The sequence below is a fragment of the Urbifossiella limnaea genome (assembly GCF_007747215.1).
Lineage (GTDB): Bacteria > Planctomycetota > Planctomycetia > Gemmatales > Gemmataceae > Urbifossiella > Urbifossiella limnaea.
On sequence record NZ_CP036273.1, the window covers coordinates 1,015,025 to 1,035,524 of the forward strand.

At 75.5% G+C, this 20,500-nt stretch carries 11 protein-coding genes; 6 read left to right on the forward strand and 5 right to left on the reverse strand.

The window, feature by feature from the left end:
• Positions 1-5: 5 nt before the first annotated feature.
• From ETAA1_RS04150 to ETAA1_RS04165, 4 genes are all read left to right on the forward strand, one after another.
• A complete protein-coding gene (locus ETAA1_RS04150; protein WP_145234573.1) occupies positions 6-1,994 on the forward strand; it encodes an adenylate/guanylate cyclase domain-containing protein in 1,989 nt (662 codons plus the stop codon).
• 27 nt (positions 1,995-2,021) lie between these two features.
• Complete coding sequence (locus ETAA1_RS04155; protein ID WP_145234575.1) at positions 2,022-3,686, forward strand: DUF4062 domain-containing protein; 1,665 nt, start codon at positions 2,022-2,024, stop codon at positions 3,684-3,686.
• Positions 3,687-3,716: 30 nt separating this feature from the next.
• Positions 3,717-8,729, forward strand: coding sequence for a caspase family protein (locus ETAA1_RS33340; protein WP_145234577.1), 5,013 nt, complete (start codon positions 3,717-3,719; stop codon positions 8,727-8,729).
• Positions 8,730-8,873: 144 nt separating this feature from the next.
• On the forward strand, positions 8,874-9,659 hold the full coding sequence (locus ETAA1_RS04165) for a type II secretion system F family protein (protein WP_145234579.1): 786 nt from the start codon (positions 8,874-8,876) through the stop codon (positions 9,657-9,659).
• On the opposite strand, the gene ETAA1_RS04170 is transcribed toward ETAA1_RS04165, so the two are convergent.
• Positions 9,656-10,972, reverse strand: a complete 1,317-nt coding sequence (locus ETAA1_RS04170; protein WP_202920649.1) for an SUMF1/EgtB/PvdO family nonheme iron enzyme — start codon at positions 10,970-10,972, stop codon at positions 9,656-9,658. The genes ETAA1_RS04165 and ETAA1_RS04170 overlap by 4 nt on opposite strands.
• 455 nt (positions 10,973-11,427) lie before the next feature.
• Between ETAA1_RS04170 and ETAA1_RS04175 the strand changes: the two genes are divergently transcribed.
• Positions 11,428-13,989, forward strand: coding sequence for a toll/interleukin-1 receptor domain-containing protein (locus ETAA1_RS04175; RefSeq protein ID WP_145234583.1), 2,562 nt, complete (start codon positions 11,428-11,430; stop codon positions 13,987-13,989).
• A 30-nt stretch (positions 13,990-14,019) separates the two neighbouring features.
• Here the strand turns inward: ETAA1_RS04175 and ETAA1_RS04180 are convergent, their stop codons facing one another.
• Both ETAA1_RS04180 and ETAA1_RS31455 read right to left on the reverse strand, forming a co-directional pair.
• Positions 14,020-17,406, reverse strand: coding sequence for an Hsp70 family protein (locus tag ETAA1_RS04180; protein WP_202920650.1), 3,387 nt, complete (start codon positions 17,404-17,406; stop codon positions 14,020-14,022).
• Between the two features lie 28 nt (positions 17,407-17,434).
• Positions 17,435-17,899 carry a hypothetical protein gene (locus tag ETAA1_RS31455; RefSeq protein WP_202920651.1) on the reverse strand — a complete coding sequence of 155 codons (465 nt, stop codon included), beginning with the start codon at positions 17,897-17,899 and terminating at the stop codon, positions 17,435-17,437.
• Between ETAA1_RS31455 and ETAA1_RS04185 the strand changes: the two genes are divergently transcribed.
• Complete coding sequence (locus ETAA1_RS04185; RefSeq protein ID WP_145234587.1) at positions 17,883-18,242, forward strand: hypothetical protein; 360 nt, start codon at positions 17,883-17,885, stop codon at positions 18,240-18,242. The two genes, ETAA1_RS31455 and ETAA1_RS04185, sit on opposite strands and share 17 nt — an antisense overlap.
• A 21-nt stretch (positions 18,243-18,263) precedes the next feature.
• Here ETAA1_RS04185 and ETAA1_RS04190 read toward each other — a convergent pair whose 3' ends face one another.
• Positions 18,264-19,685: a DUF1501 domain-containing protein gene (locus ETAA1_RS04190; protein WP_145234589.1), complete on the reverse strand. Its 1,422-nt coding sequence runs from the start codon at positions 19,683-19,685 to the stop codon at positions 18,264-18,266.
• Positions 19,682-20,443, reverse strand: coding sequence for an SGNH/GDSL hydrolase family protein (locus tag ETAA1_RS04195; RefSeq protein WP_145234590.1), 762 nt, complete (start codon positions 20,441-20,443; stop codon positions 19,682-19,684). The genes ETAA1_RS04190 and ETAA1_RS04195 overlap by 4 nt, the downstream gene beginning before the upstream one ends.
• Between the last annotated feature and the right edge of the window lie 57 nt (positions 20,444-20,500).

Sequence of the window (20,500 nt, forward strand, 5' to 3'; positions counted from 1 at the left end):
GACCCGTGCCCACCCCCGACGACCTGGCGCCCGGCCCAGGGCCGGTCCTCGATCAGTTCGCCGCCGCCCACCCGGACCGCCACCCGGCCGCGTGGGACGCCGACCCGCACGGGCCGCGGCTGTACCGGGCGTTCGCGGCGCGGCTCATCGCCCGTGGCCACCCCGCCCAGGGGCTCAGCCTGGCCCGCCGCGGGGTCGCGGCCTACCCCGGTGACGCCGAGCTCCGCTACCTCGTCGCCCTCGGGTTCGCTCGCGGCGGGAATGCCGGGTCGGCCGAGCACGCCCTCGGGCCGCTGCTGCGCGAGCGCCTCGCCGGCCCGACCGGCCTCGACCGCCTGACCGCCGACGTGATCGCCCTTCGCGGCCGGCTCCTGAAGGACCGCTTCCGCCGCGAACCCGACGCGGCGGCGCGCGCGGCGCTGGCGGCCGGTAGCGCCGACTGGTATGAGACCGCCGCCGCCCACGCCCCCGACGCGACCTACCCGCTGGTGAACGCCGCGACCATGCGCCTCCTCGCCGGCGACGCCGCCGGGGCGCGCCGCCACGCCGACGCCGTGCTGGCCGCCGTCCGCCCCGCCGCCGACGACTACTGGGCGCACGCGACGGCCGGCGAGGCGGAACTGGTTGCCGGCCGCCCGGAGCCGGCTGCGTCGCACTTCGAGACCGCCGTCGGCCGGATGCTCGCCGCCGAGGACTACGGCTCGCTGGCGGCGCTGATCGGCAACCTGCGGCTGCTCGCGGCGGCCGGCGTCGGCGGCGACCTCGCCTGGGTTCACGCCCGGCTCGGCAACGTCGTCGTCTACTCCGGCCACCGCATTGACCCGCCCGGCGCCCCGGCCCGCTTCCCGGACGACCCCGCGCTCGTCGAGCGCGTCCGTGCGGCGGTCCGCGCGGCGCTCGACGCGGCGAACGCGCGGTTCGCGTTCGGGTCGCTCGCCGGCGGGGCCGACGTGCTGTTCGCGGAAGAACTCCTCGCCCGCGGGGCCGACCTGCAGGTCGTGCTGCCGTGCGCCGCCGACGACTTCCGCCGCACGAGCGTGGACTACGGGCGGCCCGAGCTGCGGCACTGGGCCGACCGCGCGGCCGCGGTCCTCGGCCGGCTGCGGCCGGACCAGGTCCACCACGCGACGGAGGAGCCGTACCTCGGGTCCGACCAGCTGTTCGCGTACACGAACGAGGTGATTCAGGGGATGGCCGTCGTCCGGGCGGCGCAGTTCGGGTTCCCGCCCGAGGCGGTCGTGCTCCTCGACCCGGCCGCGCCGGCGGCGCCCGGCGGGGCGCGGCACTTCCGCGAGCAGTGGACGGCGGCCGGGCGGCCGTGCCGGACGATCGACCTGGCGGCGGTCCGCGGGTACGCGGCGGCGGCGGCGCACCCGGGCTGGTCGGCCGGCGGGTGGGAGCCGCCGGCGGCCACGCTGCCCCGACCGATCCGGGCGATGCTGTTCGCCGACGTGGCCGCCTTCAGCCGGATGCGCGAGGAGTTCGCGCCGGCGTTCTTCACCCGGTTCTCGGACCTGCTGGCCGGCGCGCTGGCGACCGCCGGCCCGGCGGCGCTGATGGCCAACACGTGGGGCGACGGGTTCTTCGCCGTGTTCCCGGGGGCGGTGGAGGCGGCGGAGTTCGCGACCGGCCTCCTCGCCCGGTTCGAGGCGGCGGCGGCCGACTGGCAGGCGGTCGGCTTCCCGGACCCGAACCCGCTGCGGGTCGGGCTGCACGTCGGGCCGGTGTTCGAGCGGGCGGACGACCCGGTGTTGAAGGGCCGGAACGTGTTCGGCCGGCACGTCAACCGCGCCGCCCGGATCGAGCCGGTGACCACGCCGGGGTGTGCGTACGCGAGCGAGCAGTGCGCGGCCCAGCTGGCGGTCCACGCCCCGGGCCGGTTCGACTGCGACTTCGTCGGCGTCGAGCAGCTGCCGAAGGGCGGCGGCCCGCTGCCGCTGTTCCGGGTGGCCCCCGCGGCCGGGCGCGTTGCGGGCGGGCCGGCTGGCGGGTAGGGTGGGACGCAGATCGGGAGACGAGTGATGGGCGCCAGGGCGGTCTTCGTGAGCGGCACGTCCGCCGACCTCGGGTCGTACCGGGCCGAGGTCGTCCGCGTGCTGCTGCAGCGCGGCTGCCATCCGGTCGAGCAGGACCACTTCGCCCTCACCAGCCAGACGATCCTGGAGAAGCTGGAGGCGAAGGTCGCGGCGTGCGACGCGGTCGTCTGCCTGGTCGGGATCGCCTACGGCGCGGAGCCGTCGCCGCCCCCGTCGGGGCAGCCGCGCCGGTCGTTCACCCAGTGGGAGTACCACTTCGCCCGGGCGCACCGGAAGCCGGTGTACATCCTCCTCGCCGCCGCGAACACGGAGTTCGACGAGAGGCCGAAGGAGTCGCAGGGCGCCCGCGACCTTCAGCGCCGCCACCGGGCCGAGCTGGAGCGGCTGAACCAGGACACCGCGACGTTCTCCGACCGCGCCGAACTGGCGCAGCACGTCGCCCTGCTCGAATTCCCGCCGCCGCGGTCGCGCGGTCGCAGGGCGGTCGCGGCGGCCGGCGTGCTCGCCGTCGCCGTCGTCGTCGGGCTGGTGGCGTGGGCACCCTGGCGGGCGCCGGCCGGCGCCGTCGCTGCCGCGCGGCCGCCGGTGCGCGACCGGTACGACCCCGGGCTGGCGCCTGAGGCGGTGGCGTCGGAGTCGGCCGCGTACGACCGGCTCGCCGAACTCGTCGCCGGGCACCTCGCCGCGACCGGGGCCGACGGACTCCGCTGCGATGGATTCGCCGACTTCACCGGTGAGCGGTCGCACCAGGGGCCCGGCATCGAGTTCCAACTCACACCCCGCCTCCTGGCACGCGGGGTCCGCGTCCGCGACGCTGACCGCGGTCCGGTCCTCGCCGGCGCCTACACCGTCGCCGCGATCGACAGCCCGACGCTGAAGGGGAAGAAGTTCTTGGGGCCCATCATCCAGGCGTCGGTGTACCCCGCCGGCGCGGACGCGCCGTCGTTCCGGGTGGCCGTCGGGGTGCCCGAGCCGCTGGCCGCCGCCCGGTTCCGCGGGACGGTAGTGGGCGACGTCGGGGCCGGGTCGTCGCTCTACGCCCGGCAGGCCCAGGTCGAGAAGGCCGCCACCCCGGTGCTCGACCTCGGCGGCGCCCGCGCCGGGGGCGCGAGCCCGTTCGCCCTCGCCCTCGTCCGCCGCGGCAGCGCCACCCCGTTCCCGCTCCGGCTGACGGACGGCCGGGCGTGGGCCACGATGGCTAAGGGGGACGAGTTCGCCATCCGCCTCACGAACCGCGCCGCATACGACGCTGCGGTCGAGGTCACCGTGGACGGCGAGAACGTGGTCGACGGCAGTGACCCCAAACTCCGGTGCGTGCGGGTGCCGGCCGGCGGGGAGCGGGACGTGGAGGGGTGGTACACCCACGGCGACGGTGGGGCCGGGACGAACAAGGCGTTCGTCGTCACCGAGTTCGAGCGGTCGGTCGCGGGCGAGCGCAAGCAGACGGAAGGGGTTGGGGTCGTCTCGGCCTACTTCCACGCGGCCTGGGAGGGCGCCCCGCCGGCCGACGAGCGCGGCACCGAGGCCCGGAGCGTGCCCACCTACGGGATCGGCCGCGGGGAGGCGACGGCCGTAGTCGCGCAGGTGCGTGAGATGCAGGTCGGCCGGCGGCGGGCGTCGCTGCACGTCCGCTACGCGGTGGACGAGTAGGCGGCTCGGCGGAACAACGGGAGGCTCGTCATGCCCAGGGCCGTTCTGGTGACCGCGGCGGTGGTCCTCGTCGCCGCTGCCGGAGGGCTGTACCTCGCCCTCCGCCCCATCGGTGGGCCCGGCGACGCGCCCGCGCCCGAACCCGCGCCGGTCGCGGTGGTCGCACCCGCCGCGCGACCCGACCCCGCGCCGGCCCGCCGGCCGATGACCATCGAGCTCGTCGGCCAGGCCTCGACACCGGCAAACGTGCCCGGGGCGGCTCCGCGCCCTGCGGCCCCGCCCCGCATGCTGACGGTCGGCGCGCGGGTCACCGCCGTCGCCTTCCACCCGACGCAGCCGACCGAACTCGCCGTGTCCACCACGACCGGGGAAGCGGTCGCCTGGAACCTCGCGACCGGCGGCCGCGGGCGGGTGCTGTCGAAACACGCGGGGCAGGCGACGGCCGTGGCCTACAGTCCGAAGGGGGAAACCGTCCTGACGGCCGCCGGGGACCGGGTGAAGGCCGACCTGACGCCCGAGGAGATTCTCAAGGACGTGGGCGAGGACGACGCGCTGGAGCACGTCGAGACCGAGCGCGGCGTGATGATCCGCAACCCCGGACCGTCGGTCGGGCTGTCCGACATGCTCCGCGGCGACGGCAGGGGGGACTTCTCCGCCATCCTGTCCGAGCACGCCACCGGCAAGCAGTTGCGGCGCGTCGTAGGGCACGACGCCGGCGTGCTGGCCGCCGCGTACGCGGCCGACGGCAAGCGGTTCGCCACCGCCGCCGGGGACGGCAAGGTGGTGTTGTGGAACGCCCACACCGGACGGCCGGTCCGCGACCTCGTCGGGCACCGCGGCCCGGTCCTCGCGACCACCTTCACCCCCGACGGGCGCCGGCTCCTGACCGGCGGGATCGACCGCACCGCCGTCCTGTGGGACGTGGCCGAGGGGAAGCCGGCGGTCACCCTGGGCGGGCACGCGAACCGGGTCGCCGGCGTCGCCGTCAGCCCCGACGGCCTCCTCGCCGCGACCGGGTCGGTCGAGCAGCCGACGGCCGAGACGCCGGCCGGCCGAAAGGAGTCGCGGTACGGAAAGCAGCACGGTACGGCGACCCTGTGGGACCTGACGACCGGCGAGCGGGTGCGCGGGTTCGTCGGCCACGACCACCTGGTCGCCGCGCTCGCCTTCGGCCCCGACGGGCGCGTGCTGGTGACCGGGTCGTGGGACGGCACCGCGGCGGCGTGGGAGGTCCACACCGGGCGGCGTCTGGCGGTCTTCCGCGGGGACGGGTCGCCGGTGGACTGCGTGGCCGTCGCCGCCGACGGCTCCCGGCTCGCGTTCGGCACCCGCGGCGGGAAGGTGTTCGCCCACGCGCTCCCCGACCGCCCGGCCCCCGACGCCGACGCCGGGATGGGGGACGTGGTGCAGGCGGTGGCGTTCAGCCCGGACGGCACCCACCTCGTCACCGGGTCGGGCGACCGGTTCGCCGCGAACCTGTGGTCGCTCGCCGACGGCCGGCTGGCGCACGTCTTCCGCGGGCACACCGCCGCCGTCCCGGTCGTGGCCTTCGCCCCGGACGGGAAGACCGTGCTGACCGGCTCCCTCGACCACACCGCCGTGCTCTGGGACGTGCGCACCGGGCAGCCGGTGCGACGCCTCACGGGGAAGACCACGCACCTACCCGAGAACCCGCGCCTCAAGACGCGGGCCAAGACGTCGTACGCCGGCCCGCTCGCCGGGGTCACGACCGGCGCGTTCTCCCCCGACGGGAAGCGGGTGTACACCGGCTCGCAATTCTACGAGGAGCTGTACGGCTGGGACGTGGCGACGGGCGCGTTCTCCCGCGTCCCGCCGGCAGGTGGGCTGGCCGACACCCTGGGGGCCGTGGGCGTCACCCCGGAGGGAAAGACGCTGTTCACCGCCTACGCCGAGGGGCAGGTCCTGCTCCGCACACCGGCTGGGGCGACGGTCGCGGTGCTCGACCCGGGCGACCCGGGTGGTCGGCCGTGGGTGAACGTCGCCGCCCTCAGTGCGGACGGGCGCTGGGCCGTCGCCGCGGGGCTGGGCGGCAAGGTCAAGGTGTGGGACGTGGTCCGCCGACAGGCGCGGCCGGACTTCGCCGGCCACACGAAGCTCGTCACCGCGGTCGCCTTCTCGCCGGACGGCCGTCGGCTCGTCACCGCCGCGGAGGACAACGCCGTCGCCGTGTGGGACGTGGCGGGCGGGAAGAAGACGGCCGCGCTCGCCGGCCACACCAAGCCTGTCCACGCCGCGGCCGTCCACCCGAACGGCCGGCTGGTCGTCACCGCCGCGCTCGACGGAACGGTCCGGCTGTGGGACGCCGACGCCGGCCGGGAGCTGGCCCGGCTGGTGGCCGACGGCGGGGGCCTCGACTGGGCCGTGGTCGCCGCCAACGACTTGTTCGACGGCTCGGCCGGCGGCCGCCGGCGACTCCTCGGCGGGCCGAGCGGGACCGTCCCGCTCGACCGCTTCCGCGACCTGTACCGCCCTGGCTTGCTCGCCGAACTCGCCCGCGGCGACCTCCCGGGGGCGGCGCCCGCGCCGGCTCAGGCGGCGCCGACGGTCGCGGTCGCGCTCGCCGCCGACCCGCCCGCCGGGCTCGTGGCCCTGGACGTGACCGTCACCGACCGCAGCGGCGGCGCTCGCGAGCCGACGCTGCTGCATAACCGGGTCGCCGCCGGCACCCCGGCGAACGTCCTGCGCGAGGGCGGCGTGTTGCGCTGCCGGTTCGAGCTGGCGCCGGCCCCCGGGCTGAACCACTTCGAGGTGCGGGCGGCGACGGCCGACGGGGCGGTTGAGGGCGAGCCGGCGGGGCTGACCGTCCAGGCCGCCGGCCCGGCCGCCCGGCCGCGGCTGCACGCGGTGGTCGTGGGGATCAACCAGTACCCACGGGGCGGGGAGCTGCGGTCGCTCGAGTTCTGCGCCCCCGACGCCCGGGCGATGGCCGAGCTCCTCCGCCTCCGCCCCGCCGCGGCCTACGACCCCGGCGAGGTCCGCGAGCTGACCGACGCGAAGGCCACCCGGAGCGGGATCGTCGGCGCGCTGTACGAGGTGGCAAAGATCGCACGGCCGCAAGACGTGTTCGTCTTCTTCGCCGCCGGCCACGGCGCCACACTCGGCCAGCGCTACTACCTCCTCCCGCACGACTACACCGCGTCCGCCGACCGGGACGCCGACATCCGCCGCGACGGCCTGTCGGTGGACGACCTCGCCGAGGCCGCGGCCCGCGTGCCGGCGCTGAACCGGGTGCTGATCTTCGACACCTGCCAGTCCGGCTCGGCGGTCGGGCTCGGCGGCGGGCCGGCGAGCGCGTTCGCGTTCCGCGGGGCGGTCGAACGGTCGGCGCGGTCGCAGGGGGTGCTCACGCTCGCCGCGGCGTCGGCGGCCGGGGCCGCGAACGGTGCGAAGGAGCTCGAACACGGCGTCCTCACCTACACGCTCCTCAAGTCGCTCGACCCGCAGAAGAACGACTACCTCGGCGACGCGCGGGTGGCGCGGAGCGGCCCGGTGGACGCCGCCGCCTGGCTCCGCTTCGCCCGCGACCACGCCCCGGGAGTGTGGGCCGCGTTCCCCAAGCCCGGCGAGCTGGCCCCGACCCCGCAGCAGGTGGTACTCGGCGGGACCGGCACCGGGTTCCCGCTCCTCACCGCGGGGGCCGTGGACGCGGACTCGGCGCGCCGCCTCCGCGAGGCCGCGGCCCGACAGGAGGCGGCCGCCGGCGAGGTGTTCGAGCGCCGGCTCGCCGAGCTGGAACAGGCCCGGGCGGTGAAGGACCAGGCGCGGGAGGACGCGCTCGCGGCCGGCCGCACCGGCGTGCGCGAGACGCTCGCCGCGAAGGCCGCCGCCTTCGCGGCGGCGCACCCCGAGGCCGCCCGCCGCTACGCGGCCGCCCCCCCCGGCACCCGCGCCCACCGGTTCGCCGCGCCCGCCGGCAAGGCGGTCGAGGCGGTCGCGTTCCGGCCCGACGGGCTGCTCCTGGCGGCGACGGCCGACCAGGCGGGCGCCGCCGTCGCCCTCTGGGACGCCGACCGCGGCGCCGCGCTCGCCACCTGGGCCGACGTGCTCCCGTACCGGCCGGCGATCCGGTCGCGCGGGTTCAACGAGGCGCCCGCCCGGGTGCTGGCCGAGAACCCGGTCGGCTTCTTCGCCGCCGACGGGTCCGCGTTCCTCTCGACGATGCACAAGGCCGGGCCGACCGTGGTGGACACCACGACCCGCGCCGCCCGCCTCGCCCTCCCCGCCGTGAAGCCGGCCGCGACCGGGCCGGGCCTGACGCCGAGCCCGGACCTGAAGTACGCCGTGGTCCCGTTCCTCGACCGGCAGGTGGTGTGGGACCTGACGACCGGGGCGCGCGTGCCGGGGGCGGCGGTCGGCGGCCTGTACGGGCGGCCCACGCCGGCCGCGTTCTCGCACCGCAGCGGCGAGCTCGCCGTCCACCCCGATTCGACCGCGGTCTACGAGGTCGCGACCGGGAAGGGGACGGCCGGGTTCGCGTCCCCGCCGGTGGCCGGGTTCACCCCCGACGACCGCCTTCTGCTCACCCGCGACGGGGCCAACCTGGTCCTGTGGCGCCGCACCGGCCTGGCGGAGCGGACGTTCGTCCACGAGGCGGGGGCCGTGAGGGCGTTCGCGTTCGGCCCGGGCGGTCGGCTCCTCGCCGCCGCCGGCGGGCAGTACGTCAGCCTCTGGGAGACCGACTCGGGCAAGCTGGTCGGCCGGTGGGCGGTCGAGGGGGACGACTTCCTCGCGTTCAGCCCAGACGAGGCCCGGCTGGCGACGGGCTCGCCGGCCGCAGTCGAGGTGTGGCGGCTCGACCCGGCCGGGCCGCACCCGGTGGCCGCCGTCGTGAAGCGGGCCGCGCCGCCGCCGCCCGCGAAGGGCGGGTTCGGCGGCCCCCTCGGCGGGCCGGGGTTCCTCGAGATGGGGCCCGGGTTCGGGCCGTTCGGCCAGCCGGGGCCGGGGGCGAATCCGCCGCCGCCGAACCCGCGCCCGATGGAACGGGCGCCGCAGCCGTTCCCGTTCCCGCCCCAGCCGCGGTGACGGCGTCGGCGGGTGCGGAGGCGAACGTTCTGTTGGCCGGCACGCTGCGCGGGTCGGTGTGGGGCCGGCACGCTGCCGGCCAGAGCCTGGCCGGCTGGAAGCCGGCCCCACATTCGGCCGGCACGCTGCCGCGGGGGGACGTCCGTGACCGACGACCCAATCACCCGACCGCCGCCCCGCTGGGCGTGGCTTCGTGCCCTGGCGGACTGGTGCGAGCGGCGGAATAGCCCCCTGTCGCCGGCCGGGATGTGCGTCGTGGGCCTGCTCGCGGGGTCGCTGTGTGGCGCGGCGATCTGGCTCCTGACCGACCGGGTCGGGTTGGCCCTCCTCGACGCCGCGATCGCGTTCCCCCTTCCCTGGGTCTGGCTCGAACTCCGGTACCGGGCGTGGCGGCGGCGGTTCGAGGCCCAACTCCCCGACGCGCTGGCGCTCGTCGCGAGCGCGCTGCAAGCCGGACACAGCCTCGCCGCGGGATTGACCGTCGTCGCGGAGGAGATGGCGCCCCCCAGCGCGGCCGAGTTCGGCCGGGTCTACGAGGAGCAGCTGCTGGGCGTCCCGCTGGACGAGGCCCTGACCGCGATGCTGAGACGGGTCGGCTCGCCCGAGCTGCGCCTGTTCACCGTCGCCATCCAGTTGCAGCGGAACTCCGGGGGTCAACTTGACCAGATCCTCGACCGGCTCGCGTCGCTCATCCGGGCCCGGCGGGCGACCCTCGGGTACGCCGCGGCGGTCAAGTCCGCGATGTTGTTCGACGCCCTGCTCGTGTCGTGTCTCCCGCCGGCGGCGCTCCTGATCGCCTGGCACGTCCGCGCGGACGCCGTCGTGCGACTCTGGGAGCCGGCCGACGGGGTCCGCCCCGGGGCCGTCGCCCTGGCCGCGTGGGGGGCGGGCGCGCTCTGGGTCGCGTACCGGGCGGCCCGCGACCGCTAACCCGCCGCGGGGCCGCCGCCGGTGTCGCCCGTCGCCTCGGCCGCGCCGAAGCACACCCGGCAGCCGATCGTCTCGTCCTGGTAGCCCGGGGCGTAACTCAGCCGGCGGGCCGCGCGGCAGTGCCGCGCCGCGTCCTTCCAGCTCCCGCCGCGCAGGGTCCGGGACGACCCGTGGGCCGGCCCGGTGGGGTTCACCCCGCCCTTGAGCGGCCCGGCGTACCAGTCCTGGCACCACTCCCACACGTTGCCGTGCGTGTCGAACAGCCCCCAGGCGTTCGGCGCGAGCCGGCCCACGGGGTGGGTGTGGCCCTGGCTGTTCCCCGCGTACCAGCCCGCGGCCGCCAGCGCCGGTTCCCCCTCCCCGGTGTGGTACGCGGTCGCCGCCCCGGCCCGACACGCGTACTCCCATTCGGCCTCGGTCGGGAGCCGGTACGGCCGGCCGTCGGACCGCCGCAGCCGGGCGCAGAACTCGGCCGCGGCGTCCCAGGAGAGCGACTCCGCCGGGTGCAGGTCGCCGCGGAAACGACTCCCGTCGGCGCCCATGACCGCACGCCACTGGGCCTGCGTCACGGGCGTCGTCGCCATGTAGAAGCCGGCCGCGATCGTGACCGGGTGTGGGCCCTCGGTGTCCCGCCGCCCGGGCTCGTCCGGCGGGCTCCCCATCCGGTAGTGGCCGGGCGGAATCCACACGAAGCGCATCCCGGTCGCGGTGACCACCTCGGCCGGGAGCTGGTGGAAGCTCGCCCACCGGAGCTGGCGCTCCCGCGCCTCCGCCGGGGCGGAGCCGGCGCCCGGCAGGGGCGCCTCGGGCCCGCGGCCGGCGGGGGCGCCGGGGACGAGCGCGAGCGCCGCCTCGACCCCCTGCACGACCCGGTCCACGTGGGCGGGGAAGTCGCGGCCGGCCCGCACCTCGATCGCATTCCGCCGGGCGAGTGGCTGAAGGTCGGCCGGCAGGTCGGCCGCGGCCGGCATCGTGGCGCGGCCGGTCAGGACCGGGACGACCGGGATGCCCCGCCTCAGGGCGACGCCGACCTCGAGGCGGACGAAGTCGGTCGGGTCGTCGAGCCGCCGGGCCCCGGCGCGGGGTCCGTCCTCGAACGTCGCCCCCAGCCAGCCGTCCCCGATGACGGCCAGGAGGACGCCGCAGGACCGGATGTGGAAGTCGAGGTGCTCGACGAAGTCGGCGCCGGGGGGGATGGTGTCGATGTCCATGAACACCGTCCCGGGGCCGAAGTGCTCCACCAGCCGGTCGCGGAGCAGGTGGGGGACGTAGGGGGTGTCGTTCCGCCGGTAAGAAATGAAGATCTGGGGCACGAGTACCTCTCCCGCGCCTCGCCCCGCGGTAGGCATCGCTCCCCGGCGGCGGTGGCGATCGTGTCCATACTACTGGAACCCGGCCGGGCCGCACGCGAAACCGTGCGTGGCCTGGCGGGCCGAGTGTTCCTGCCCGTCGGACAACTTACCGCGGGCGGGCTCAAGCCAATTCGGGGTGTCGCGCCCGATGTCGTGCTTCGCCTTGGGAACGAAGTATCGCATCCCGGGAGGGACCTCGGTCTCAACGGGGTCGGTGACCCACACCCGGGCCGGCGAGGGCGCCTTGAAACGTCATTGAACTTCGGCCGTCACCGGTACATCATCCCACATAGCCTGGCGGGCGTGGCCCGGGTGGATTGGTTCCGTGTCTGCCCCACCGAGCGGACGAGGGTCGAGCGGTATTCCCGGGGGCCGTCACGGGCGGCGGAGAAGTCGAAGTCGCGACCGAGGCTACCATGACGCGCCCGACCTGCTCGTTCTGCGAGTCCGCCGTTCCCGACGGGGGTGGGTTCTGCCCGCGGTGCGGCGGCGAGGTTCCCGAGCACGCCGGGGAAACGCTCCTCCTCCTGCAACTCCAGGCGGTCCGGACGACGATTCGCGCCCGCGCGCTGGGGGTACTCGGCCCGGCGGTCCGGGCCGCGGCCGAATTGCTCGGCCGCGAGCCGGGGCTCGCGGCCCGCTGTGCGGACGCGCTCGTGTGGACCGGCCGGGAGGCCTTCCGGCTGCTCGACGAGGACGCGGGCCTGTCCCGCACCCTCCCGGCCGCCGAGCTGGTCGCCGGGCTCCTCCCCCCGACCCTCTACCCCGAACTCCGTACCCATGTGGCCGACCACCAGAAGGTGCGGGACGCCTTCGTCCGCGCCGAGGCCGGGTGGAAACAGGGCGGCCCGCCGTCGGCCCGGAAGGCGCGGGCCTGGTTCGACGCGCTCGCCGACAAGAGCGGGTTCGACCCGAAGGGGCTGCGGGCGTGCGTCTACGCCGCCCCGCACCAGTGGCCGACCGTCGCCGCGGCGCTCGACGCGGATGCGTTCGAGGCCGCCCGCGCGCTCCGGGAGGTCGCGGCCGGCGACGCCGAGTTCGCGCAGAAGAACTACGGCCGAGCGCGGGCGTGCTACGCGGCCGCCCGCAAGGCCGAGCCGTCGGCCGCCGCGGCCGACGGACTCGCCCGGTGCGCCGCCGCGACCGGCGACCCGGCCGGGGCGGTGGCGCACTCCCGCGAGGCCGTCCGCCTCGGCAGCACCGACCCGTTCACGTTCAACCGCCTCGCCTGGACGCTCTGCACCACCGGAACCCCGACGTCGGCGGGCGTGGGCGAGGCCGTCCGCGCGGCCCGCCGGGCGGTGGAGCTGGCCCCCGCGACCGCGGCGTTCTGGGACACGCTCGCGGAAGCCCTGGAGCGGGCGGGCGACCTGCACGGCGCGGCCGCCGCCGCCCGCGAGTCGCTCCGCTGGGGCCGCGGCAAGGACGCGTACCAGACCCGCATGGACCGGCTGTGCGCCCTGCTCCCCGCCCCCGCGAGCGACGACGAGATCGACCTGTCGGGCTCGCCGCGGGCTGGCGAGAACGGGGTCGAACTCGCCCGGCCGGCGGACAGCGGAGTTGCCCTCGGCCGGTCCCCGGGGGCGGACGACGGCGGCGACCTTGAGCTGTCGCTGGAGGCCGATTCGAGCGAGGCCGGGCCGGTATCGGCGAAGCCGAGACCGACCCCGAAGCTGCCGGTCTCGTCCGACTCGGACAGCGAGTTCGAGCTCACCCTCGACGACTCGGCCGACGCGGGGAGCCTGGGCAACCTGGAGTCGGCGGCGCTCGACGACGAGGGGAAATGGGACAACTTCGAGACCGATTTCGAGATTCCCAACGTGTCGGACGAGTCCGGCTGCGAGGCCGTGGCGCGGGAGTCGGACGCGGACTCGGAGGAGTCGTCCGAGGACATCGTGTTCGACGACGAGGACGGGGCGGGCGAGGACGACTCGTCCGCGAGCGGGGAGGCACTCCTGGCCGACGACGAGGACGAAGACTCGCCCCGCGCGTCCATGAGCCGACCGCGACGGTCGGCCCGCGACGACGAGGCCGATGCCCGCCCGGCGAAGCCGACCGGCGGGTGGAGGACGCCGGCCGCCGGCGCGGCGAAGCCGACCGGCGGGTGGTGGGCGCGGCTGACCGGCCGCGGCGGACGCGCCGAGGTCCCGAAGCCGGCCACCGACCAGGTTCACTTCTCGGTCACCGCCCCGGCGGTCATGCAGCCCGGCCGGGCCTACGTGATCGACGCCTGGGCCCACCTCGCGGCGCAGCGGCAGGAGGTACTCGAGCGGGCCCGCGAGGCGCAGCGTGGCGGGCCGATCGCGTCGCGCACCAAGGGTGGTATGGAGGTCGCCCGCGGCACCACTGTCGCCGTACACCTGCGGGTGCCGACACTCGTGATCGACGACCCCGAGGACACGATCCTTTGGACCGGGGAGATCGGCAACGCGACGTTCCCCGTCCGGGTTCCGGCGAACACGCCGGCGGGGGCACAACCGGGCACGCTGCGGGTGTTCGCCAGCGGGCTGGAAGTCGCCAAGCTCCACTTCGAGCTGGAGGTCGGCGCGGCGGAGGCGCCGCCGGCGCCGGTCGCGGCGCGGGAGCGGCGGCACCGGACGGCGTTCGCGTCGTACGCCAGCCCGGACCGGGACGCCGTGCTCGCCCGGGTGCAAGGCATCCAGAAAGTGCTCCCGGATCTCGACGTGTTCGTGGACGTGGCCGCGCTGCGGTCCGGCGACCGGTGGGCGGAGCGGCTTGAGAAGGAGGTCGTCGGGCGGGACGTGTTCTACCTGTTCTGGTCGGCGCACGCCCGGGCATCGGACTGGGTCCGCCGGGAGTGGCAGACGGCCCTCGCGGCACGCGGCGTCGAGTACATCGACCCGGTCCCGCTCGCCCCGCCGGACCAGGTCGCGCCGCCGCCGGAGTTGGCCGCCCACCTCCACTTCAACGACTGGGTCCTGGCGTACACGCGCGGCCGCCCGACGCCGCCCGGGTGACACCGGTCGCCGGTACGCCGGGCGTTCAGGTCACTGAGCGGGCCGACGGCGAAACGCCAGCGTCCAGTCGTTGAAGTGCATGCCCGCCAGTTCGGGGGGCGGCGCGACCTGGTCCGGCGGGGCGAGCGGGACCGGGTCGATGAAGTCCCGCCCGCGGGTGTCCAGGGCGCACCGCCACTCCTGCTCGACCCAGTACGACGCCCGGGCGTGCGTCGACCAGAACAGGTAGAACACGTCGCTCCGGGGGATCTCCCGTCGAAGGTCCGCCGCCCAGTCCCGGCCCGACCGGAGGGACAGCACGTCCAGGAACACGTCGAGCCCGGGGGCCGCCTTCTGGATGCCCTGCACGGCGGCGAGGACCGTGTCCCGGTCCGGGCTGGCGTACGACACGAACGCACGCCGGTACCGCCGCTCCTCGGTCGCCACCAGAGCCGCCGCGCCGGCGGCCGGCCCGACCCGCAGCACGAACGAGACCCGCGCGACCTCCAGCCCGTCGACTCGAACCGACGCGACGCCCGCCCGCCCGCCCGGGGCGGCGTCGGCGGGCACCTCGACCACGAAACTCACGCTCCCGACGCTGCCGGTCCAGAGGACCGTGCCTTCCGGGTCCGCGACCGTCAGGCCGCTGATCCGAAGGGTGACGGTCAGGCTGACCCCGCGTGCGACCGCGACCGGCCCCTGCGTGCGGACCTGGATCGGTTCCCCGCCGGCCTGCTCCCGGGCGCGGGCGACGACCCGCTCCCGCTGCTCCTCCAGGTGCGCCCACACGTCTACCACGAAAACCGCCCCCGGCGGGACGGCCGGCGGCGCGGTGACGGAGAAGTGGACGTGATCCACCTGGTGGCCCGGGACGGCCTCCGAACAGTCCCGCGAGCTGCCGCCGCGCCCGCCCTTCGTGATCGCCTCCTGCACCGGCTGGATGTGCTGCTGGCTCACCGCCGCCATCTCCTGGAACGCGTCGTCGTCGTTGGACAGATCCACGCGCGACAGCCTGCGGCTCGCCTCGTCCAGCTCGCCGCGGAACCGGACCTGGCGGTCTGCTGGGAGGCCGCCGAGTTGGCCGCGGCACTCCTGGATCATCTGGTCGAGCGCCAGCTTCAGCATCGGCGCCGGCGGCCGCTCCCGGCCCCCCGTCTTCCCGCCGCTGATCACGTCTTCCAGCTGGCGGACGAGGTCGGCGACCTTCTCGGCCACCCGGCCCCACGCCGGCTGGTCCGTCTGCTTGTACGCCCGGTCGGCCTCCGCCTTCGTCGCGTCGAGCGTCGCCCCGACCTTCTGGTCCTTCAGCGCCGGCTTCTTTGCCTCGGCCTTCGGCAGCAGGCTGCGGGCCTCGTCGAACAGCGCGTCCACCTCGGCCTTCGGCGGCACGAGACTGCCGCTCGCCGGCAGCGACTTCGTCAGCACGATCAGCTTCTTGAAGAGCATCTCGATCTGGACCTTCTCCGGGAACTCGGGCCGGAACAGGTCCTCGATCTCCGCTATGACCCGCTCGCACTCGGCGGCGATGCGCGCCTTCTGCGGCCCGTCCGGCACGTACGCCATCCGGCTCTCGAACCGCAATCGCTCCCGGGCGAACTCCGCCTTCAGCTCCTCCGGCGTCCGCACCGACGGCGCGGTAAACCGAACCTGCTGGGACTTGCGGATCGGCGTGTTCAGCACCGCGGCGGTCACCCGCATCGCGTAGTCGGCCCCGATCTCCAGCTCCAGTTCGACCTTGCTGTTGGCCGGTAGCGGGGCGCTGAACCCGTCCAGCTTGAAGGTGCTCAGCAGCACGTCCTCCTGGTACAGGTCGATCGTGATCTCGCGCATCTCCACCAGGGTCTTGAACGGCGGCGCCTTCCCCTTGAACGGCAGCGGCACCCCCTCGGCGGCGATGACGACCAGGCCCGACGCCGTGCCCACGGCGATCGGCTTGGGGAGGATGGCCTTCGGCGGCGGCGGCGGCGGGGCGGCGGCGGCGGCGGGGTGACGCACCCGGACCGTCTTGCGGAGCACCTCCGACCCGTCCGGCGCCGCCACCACCAGGGTCAGCTCGTTGTCCTCGCCCTCGATCAACTCCACCTCGACGAGGAACTTGCCGTCCGGCCCGGTCAGCCCGCGCCCGCCGCCGGCCGCCCCGCCGGTGACGGATACGCGGTAGCCGGCGACGGCGGTGCGGCCCTCACCAGGCTGCACCTGCCCGGTCACCTGCAACAGCGGGTCGTCGGTCGTCTCGGGGATGTACGTCAGCGACACCCCGCCCTCGGTCGTACCGGCGATCACCGCCACCATCGCCGCCCCGACGGCCACACTCAGGTCGAGCACGTCCTCGTCGATCTCCTCCGGTTCAAGGCCGAAGTCGGACGCCAGCCGCTCGCGCACCGCCGGCACCCGACACGACCCGCCGACGAGCACCAGGCTGTCGATCGCCTCGCGCAGTTTGGCCCGCAGCGGCTCGGGGAGCGGGAGGGTGCTCCCCGCGGGGACGAGCTCGGCGGCCACCAGCACGTCGAGCGTCTGCCGCATCGTGCGGGCCAGGTCCGGCTCGATCATTTCGAGGAAGTCCTTCCGCGTCAGCGTGAACGCGAGCTGGACCGACTTCGGCGGGGTGGAGTCGTCCTTGAACACGCCGGGGGCGCGGACGTCGGCCCTGAGGGCCTTCGACAGCCGCATCTTCACGTCCTCGGCGTGCCGCATGAGAGTCGCCCAGCGGGCGTCCCGCTCGGGCTGCTCGGGGTCGATGCGCAGGACGTACCCCATGTCGCGCAGCTCCTTGAGCATGCGGGTGGCGACCTTTTTGTCGAGGTTGTACCCGCCGAGTTCCCGGTCCCCGCCGAACCCGACCGGCCGGAACGCGCCGGCCGCGCGCTCGACCAGGGTGATGTCGAACGTGCCGCCGCCGAGGTCGTACACGAGCACCCGGAGGCGCGGGTTCGGCTTACCGTGGGTGAAGGCCATGGCGGCGGCGACCGGCTCCATCAGCAACCGCCCCTCGACGTTCAGCCCGGCGAGTCGGCCGGCCGCCTGCGTCCGCTCGACGGCCAGCCCGTCGAAGTACGCCGGGTGCGTCACCACCGCGTCGGTCACCTTCACCCCGAGGGCGTCCTCGGCGATCTTGACCATGTGGCGGAGCACCTCGGCCGACACCCGCTCGGGCAGCCACTCCTCGTCCCCGACGCGGGACAGGTGCTGCGTTCCCATGTACTTCTTGACGAACCGGACCGGAGTGACCCCTTCCGCCGCCAGCGACTCGGCTTCGTCGCCGACCTTTAGCTCGCCGTCCACCCGGCAGACCGCCGAGGCGTGGGTCAAGCGACCGAGGTCGTCGCCGAGGACGGTGACGGGGCCGAACACTTTTCCCTTGTCGGGGAAGCTGCCGGGGACCGCGACGACGCTGTGGGTAGTTCCCAGGTCGATGCCGACGACGACGCGTTCCACGGGCGTGCACTCGGGAGAGGGGGTTCGGTCAACGCCGGCGGGAGCCTCCGATGCTGACGGCCGTCTCGGCCAGCAGCCGCTCCTTCCGGTAGATCGCGGGGCACTCGGTGTACGCGACGCGCGGCGGCGGCAGGTCGTCGCGGACCTGGAACCCGCGGACGTCCGCGGCGGCGCGCGTCTCGGCGGTCCACTCACGGCCGGCCGGGTCGTCGGCGCTGACGCCGAAGCCGGCGAGCAGCTCATCAAGGTCGACGCCGATCCGCCGCACCATCTCGGCGGCCGCGACGGGAGTGCCGGCGTCCAGCTCCGTCCCGGCTCGCGCGACGTGGAACCGGGCCTGCGCCACGGCCCCGAGGATCCAGTCGAGCTGGGCGTGGTAGCCGTGACCGGCCTTGCCGAGCGCCTTGTGGACGAGGGAGGCCGCGTTGTCCGGCGCGGCCGGGTCGCGGAGGGGCCGCTCCTCGCACGGGATCGGGATGTCGTCAGGCGTCACGGTCGGCCTCCGACAAGTACCACACGCGCTGGGCGGCGGGGTCGGGGCGGAGCGGGCGGTCAGCTCGCCCGCCGCCGGCGGGGTATCGGTGGTCTGGGCCGACGTCGCCCTCAGCAAGCACCCGCGATTCGCCAACAACGTCCGCGACAACCTGAGCGGGGTGTCGCTCATGCTCCGTGCGGTCACCCGGCTGCGGAAGCCCGACCTGCACGCGCTGTTCGGGTTGCACGTGCGCGCCCGCGGGGCGTGGGTGGAGAGCCCCGACCGGGCCGACGCGGTGTTCGCCGCCGACCGCGGGCTCACCCCGTTCGACCCCGACCGGGTCGCGGCCGACTACCTCTGAGTCGCGGCACGTGCTTCCCGCCTACGCCAGGATGTCGGCGATCGGCCTGCCGTTCTGGCCGACGGACACCGGGCGGCCGCCGCGGTCCGGGACCGTCGAGTCGGGGTCGATCCCGAGCGCCTGGTAGATGGTCGCGCAGACGTCGGCCGGGGTCACCGGCCGGTCCTTCACGTAGGCCGCGTGGGCGTCGCTCGCCCCGTACACCGTCCCGCCGCGGACCCCGCCGCCGGCGAACACCACCGAGTAGCAGAACGTCCAGTGGTCGCGGCCGGCGTTCGCGTTCACCCGCGGGGTCCGGCCCATCTCGCTCATCACCACCACCAGCGTCTCGTCCAGCAGCCCGCTCGCACTCAGGTCCTCCATCAGGGCCGTGAACGTCTGGTCGAAGTGCGGCAGCTCGTTCGTCCTCAGGATCTCGAAGTTCCGGGTGTGCGTGTCCCAGGCGTCATAGTCCACCTTCGCCCGGTCCCAGAACAGGTCCCACGTCACGTTTACGAACCGCACGCCCTCCTCGACCAGCTTCCGGGCGATCAGCGTGCTGTGGCCTAACAGCGTCCGGCCGTAGCGGTCGAGCCGCCGCGGGTCCTCGCGGGTCAGGTCGAACGCCGTCCGCAGCCGGGACGACGTGAGGAGGTCGAACGCCCGCTGCCGGACGCGGTCGTACCCCACCTCCGCCTCGCGCAGGCGGCCGTCGAGCCGGCCGAGGAGGTCCCGGCGGGTGCGGAACCGGTCGCGGCTGAGGTCGGGCTCGAACGCGGTGCTCGGCAGCAGCGGCGTCCCGCGGACGGTCGCCGGCTTGCCGGGGGTCGGCGTCACCCCGGGGTCGGCGAACGGCCGGCACTCGGTGGTCAGCGCGTCGTACCGGCGGCCGAGGAAGCCGGCGTACGGGCCGGCCCGGCGGAACGCCTGCCCCCAGCCGAGCCAGCACGGCATGTACACGTAGTCCGGCAGGTCGCCCCGATCCTGCCGCAGGAACTCGCACACCGACCCCACGCTCGGCGGGTCGGTGTCGCGGGGGTGCTGGTCGGGCATCGGGGTTTCGAGCCCGGTGTAGCTCGGGAGGCAGTTGTGGCAGCCGGCCTTGTGGTTGACGCTGCGGACGACCGCGGCCCGGTGCATCCAGGTCGCCGTCCGCGGCAGGTGCTCGCCGATCCGGACGCCGGGCACGCTCGTGTCGATCGGGCGGAACTCGCCGCGGATCTCGGCCGGGGCCGCCGGCTTGAGGTCCCACATGTCCTGGGTCGCGGCCCCGCCGAGGAGGTAGAGGAGGATCACGCTCTTGGCGCGGCCCGGGCGGGCGGCCGCGGGCCGACGCGACTCGGCGGCGAGGAGGTCCGGGAGGGTGAACCCGCCGCCGAGGAGCGTGAGGGCGCCGGCGGTCAGCGTCTCGCGGCGGGTGAGCCCGTCGCAGCAGCGGCGGGGCGAGCCGAGGAGGGTGATCATGAGGCGGCCCCGGCGGGAGGGAGGGGCAAGGCGGGGGTGACGGGTGGACTGTAATCGGGAACGGGAGGGGACGCAACACGCCCGCCGCCCGCGTGCCGTCCCGCCGCGGGTCGGCACACCCGCCACGCGGCCTCTTGCAGCGCGGTCCGCTCCGACTCGTCCAGGCCCGCTACCTCGCCGCCGATCCCCACGGGGTTCTCACCGAAGAGGACAGCGAGGAAGGCGCACGCGGCCAGGTACGACCCGGCCGGCGTGGGGTGACTCCCGTCCCGGTCGTGCAGGACGGGCCGCTCGTGCCCGCGGAGGAAGGTCTGCCAGGCCAGGCCGACCGGCACGACGGTCGCGCCCAGCTCCCGGCCGACGGCCGTGTACGCGTCGGCGATGGCCGGCTGGGCCTCCGGCGCGTCCCGCCGCGCCCACGTCATGTAGAGGACGGTCCGCGCGCCCGCGGCCGTGATCGCGCCGTCGAACAGCCGGACGTTCTCGTGCATCCGCCCGGCGTTCTTGACCGGCAGCGTGCTCTGCTCCTGGAGGACGACGGCGTCGTACCCGCCCTCCCGGACCGCCGCCGGCGCCTCCCCGGCGTTCCAGTGGGCGCGCAACGACGCGCCGCCGGCGCTGATCAGGCGGTGCTGGAGCGTCCTCCCCCGTGCCGCCGCGAGCCGGGCGACCAGGCCGGGGAGGTCGTTGCGGGCGGTGAAGCTGTTGCCGATGAAGAGGACCTTCAGCGGGGCTCTCCCGCGTGCGCGTTTCGCCATGCGGTCCTCCGGGCAGGCCGGCGAGGAATCCAGCGATAACTTTCAGTCGCCGGCGGA

Bases quoted from the DNA above. Each gene is read 5' to 3' on its own strand.
- ETAA1_RS04155 (WP_145234575.1), top strand. From the start codon at position 2,022: ATGGGCGCCAGGGCGGTCTTCGTGAGCGGCACGTCCGCCGACCTCGGG.
- ETAA1_RS33340 (WP_145234577.1), top strand. From the start codon at position 3,717: ATGCCCAGGGCCGTTCTGGTGACCGCGGCGGTGGTCCTCGTCGCCGCT.
- ETAA1_RS04175 (WP_145234583.1), top strand. From the start codon at position 11,428: ATGACGCGCCCGACCTGCTCGTTCTGCGAGTCCGCCGTTCCCGACGGG.
- ETAA1_RS04185 (WP_145234587.1), top strand. From the start codon at position 17,883: ATGTCGTCAGGCGTCACGGTCGGCCTCCGACAAGTACCACACGCGCTG.
- ETAA1_RS04190 (WP_145234589.1), bottom strand. From the start codon at position 19,685: ATGATCACCCTCCTCGGCTCGCCCCGCCGCTGCTGCGACGGGCTCACC.
- ETAA1_RS04195 (WP_145234590.1), bottom strand. From the start codon at position 20,443: ATGGCGAAACGCGCACGCGGGAGAGCCCCGCTGAAGGTCCTCTTCATC.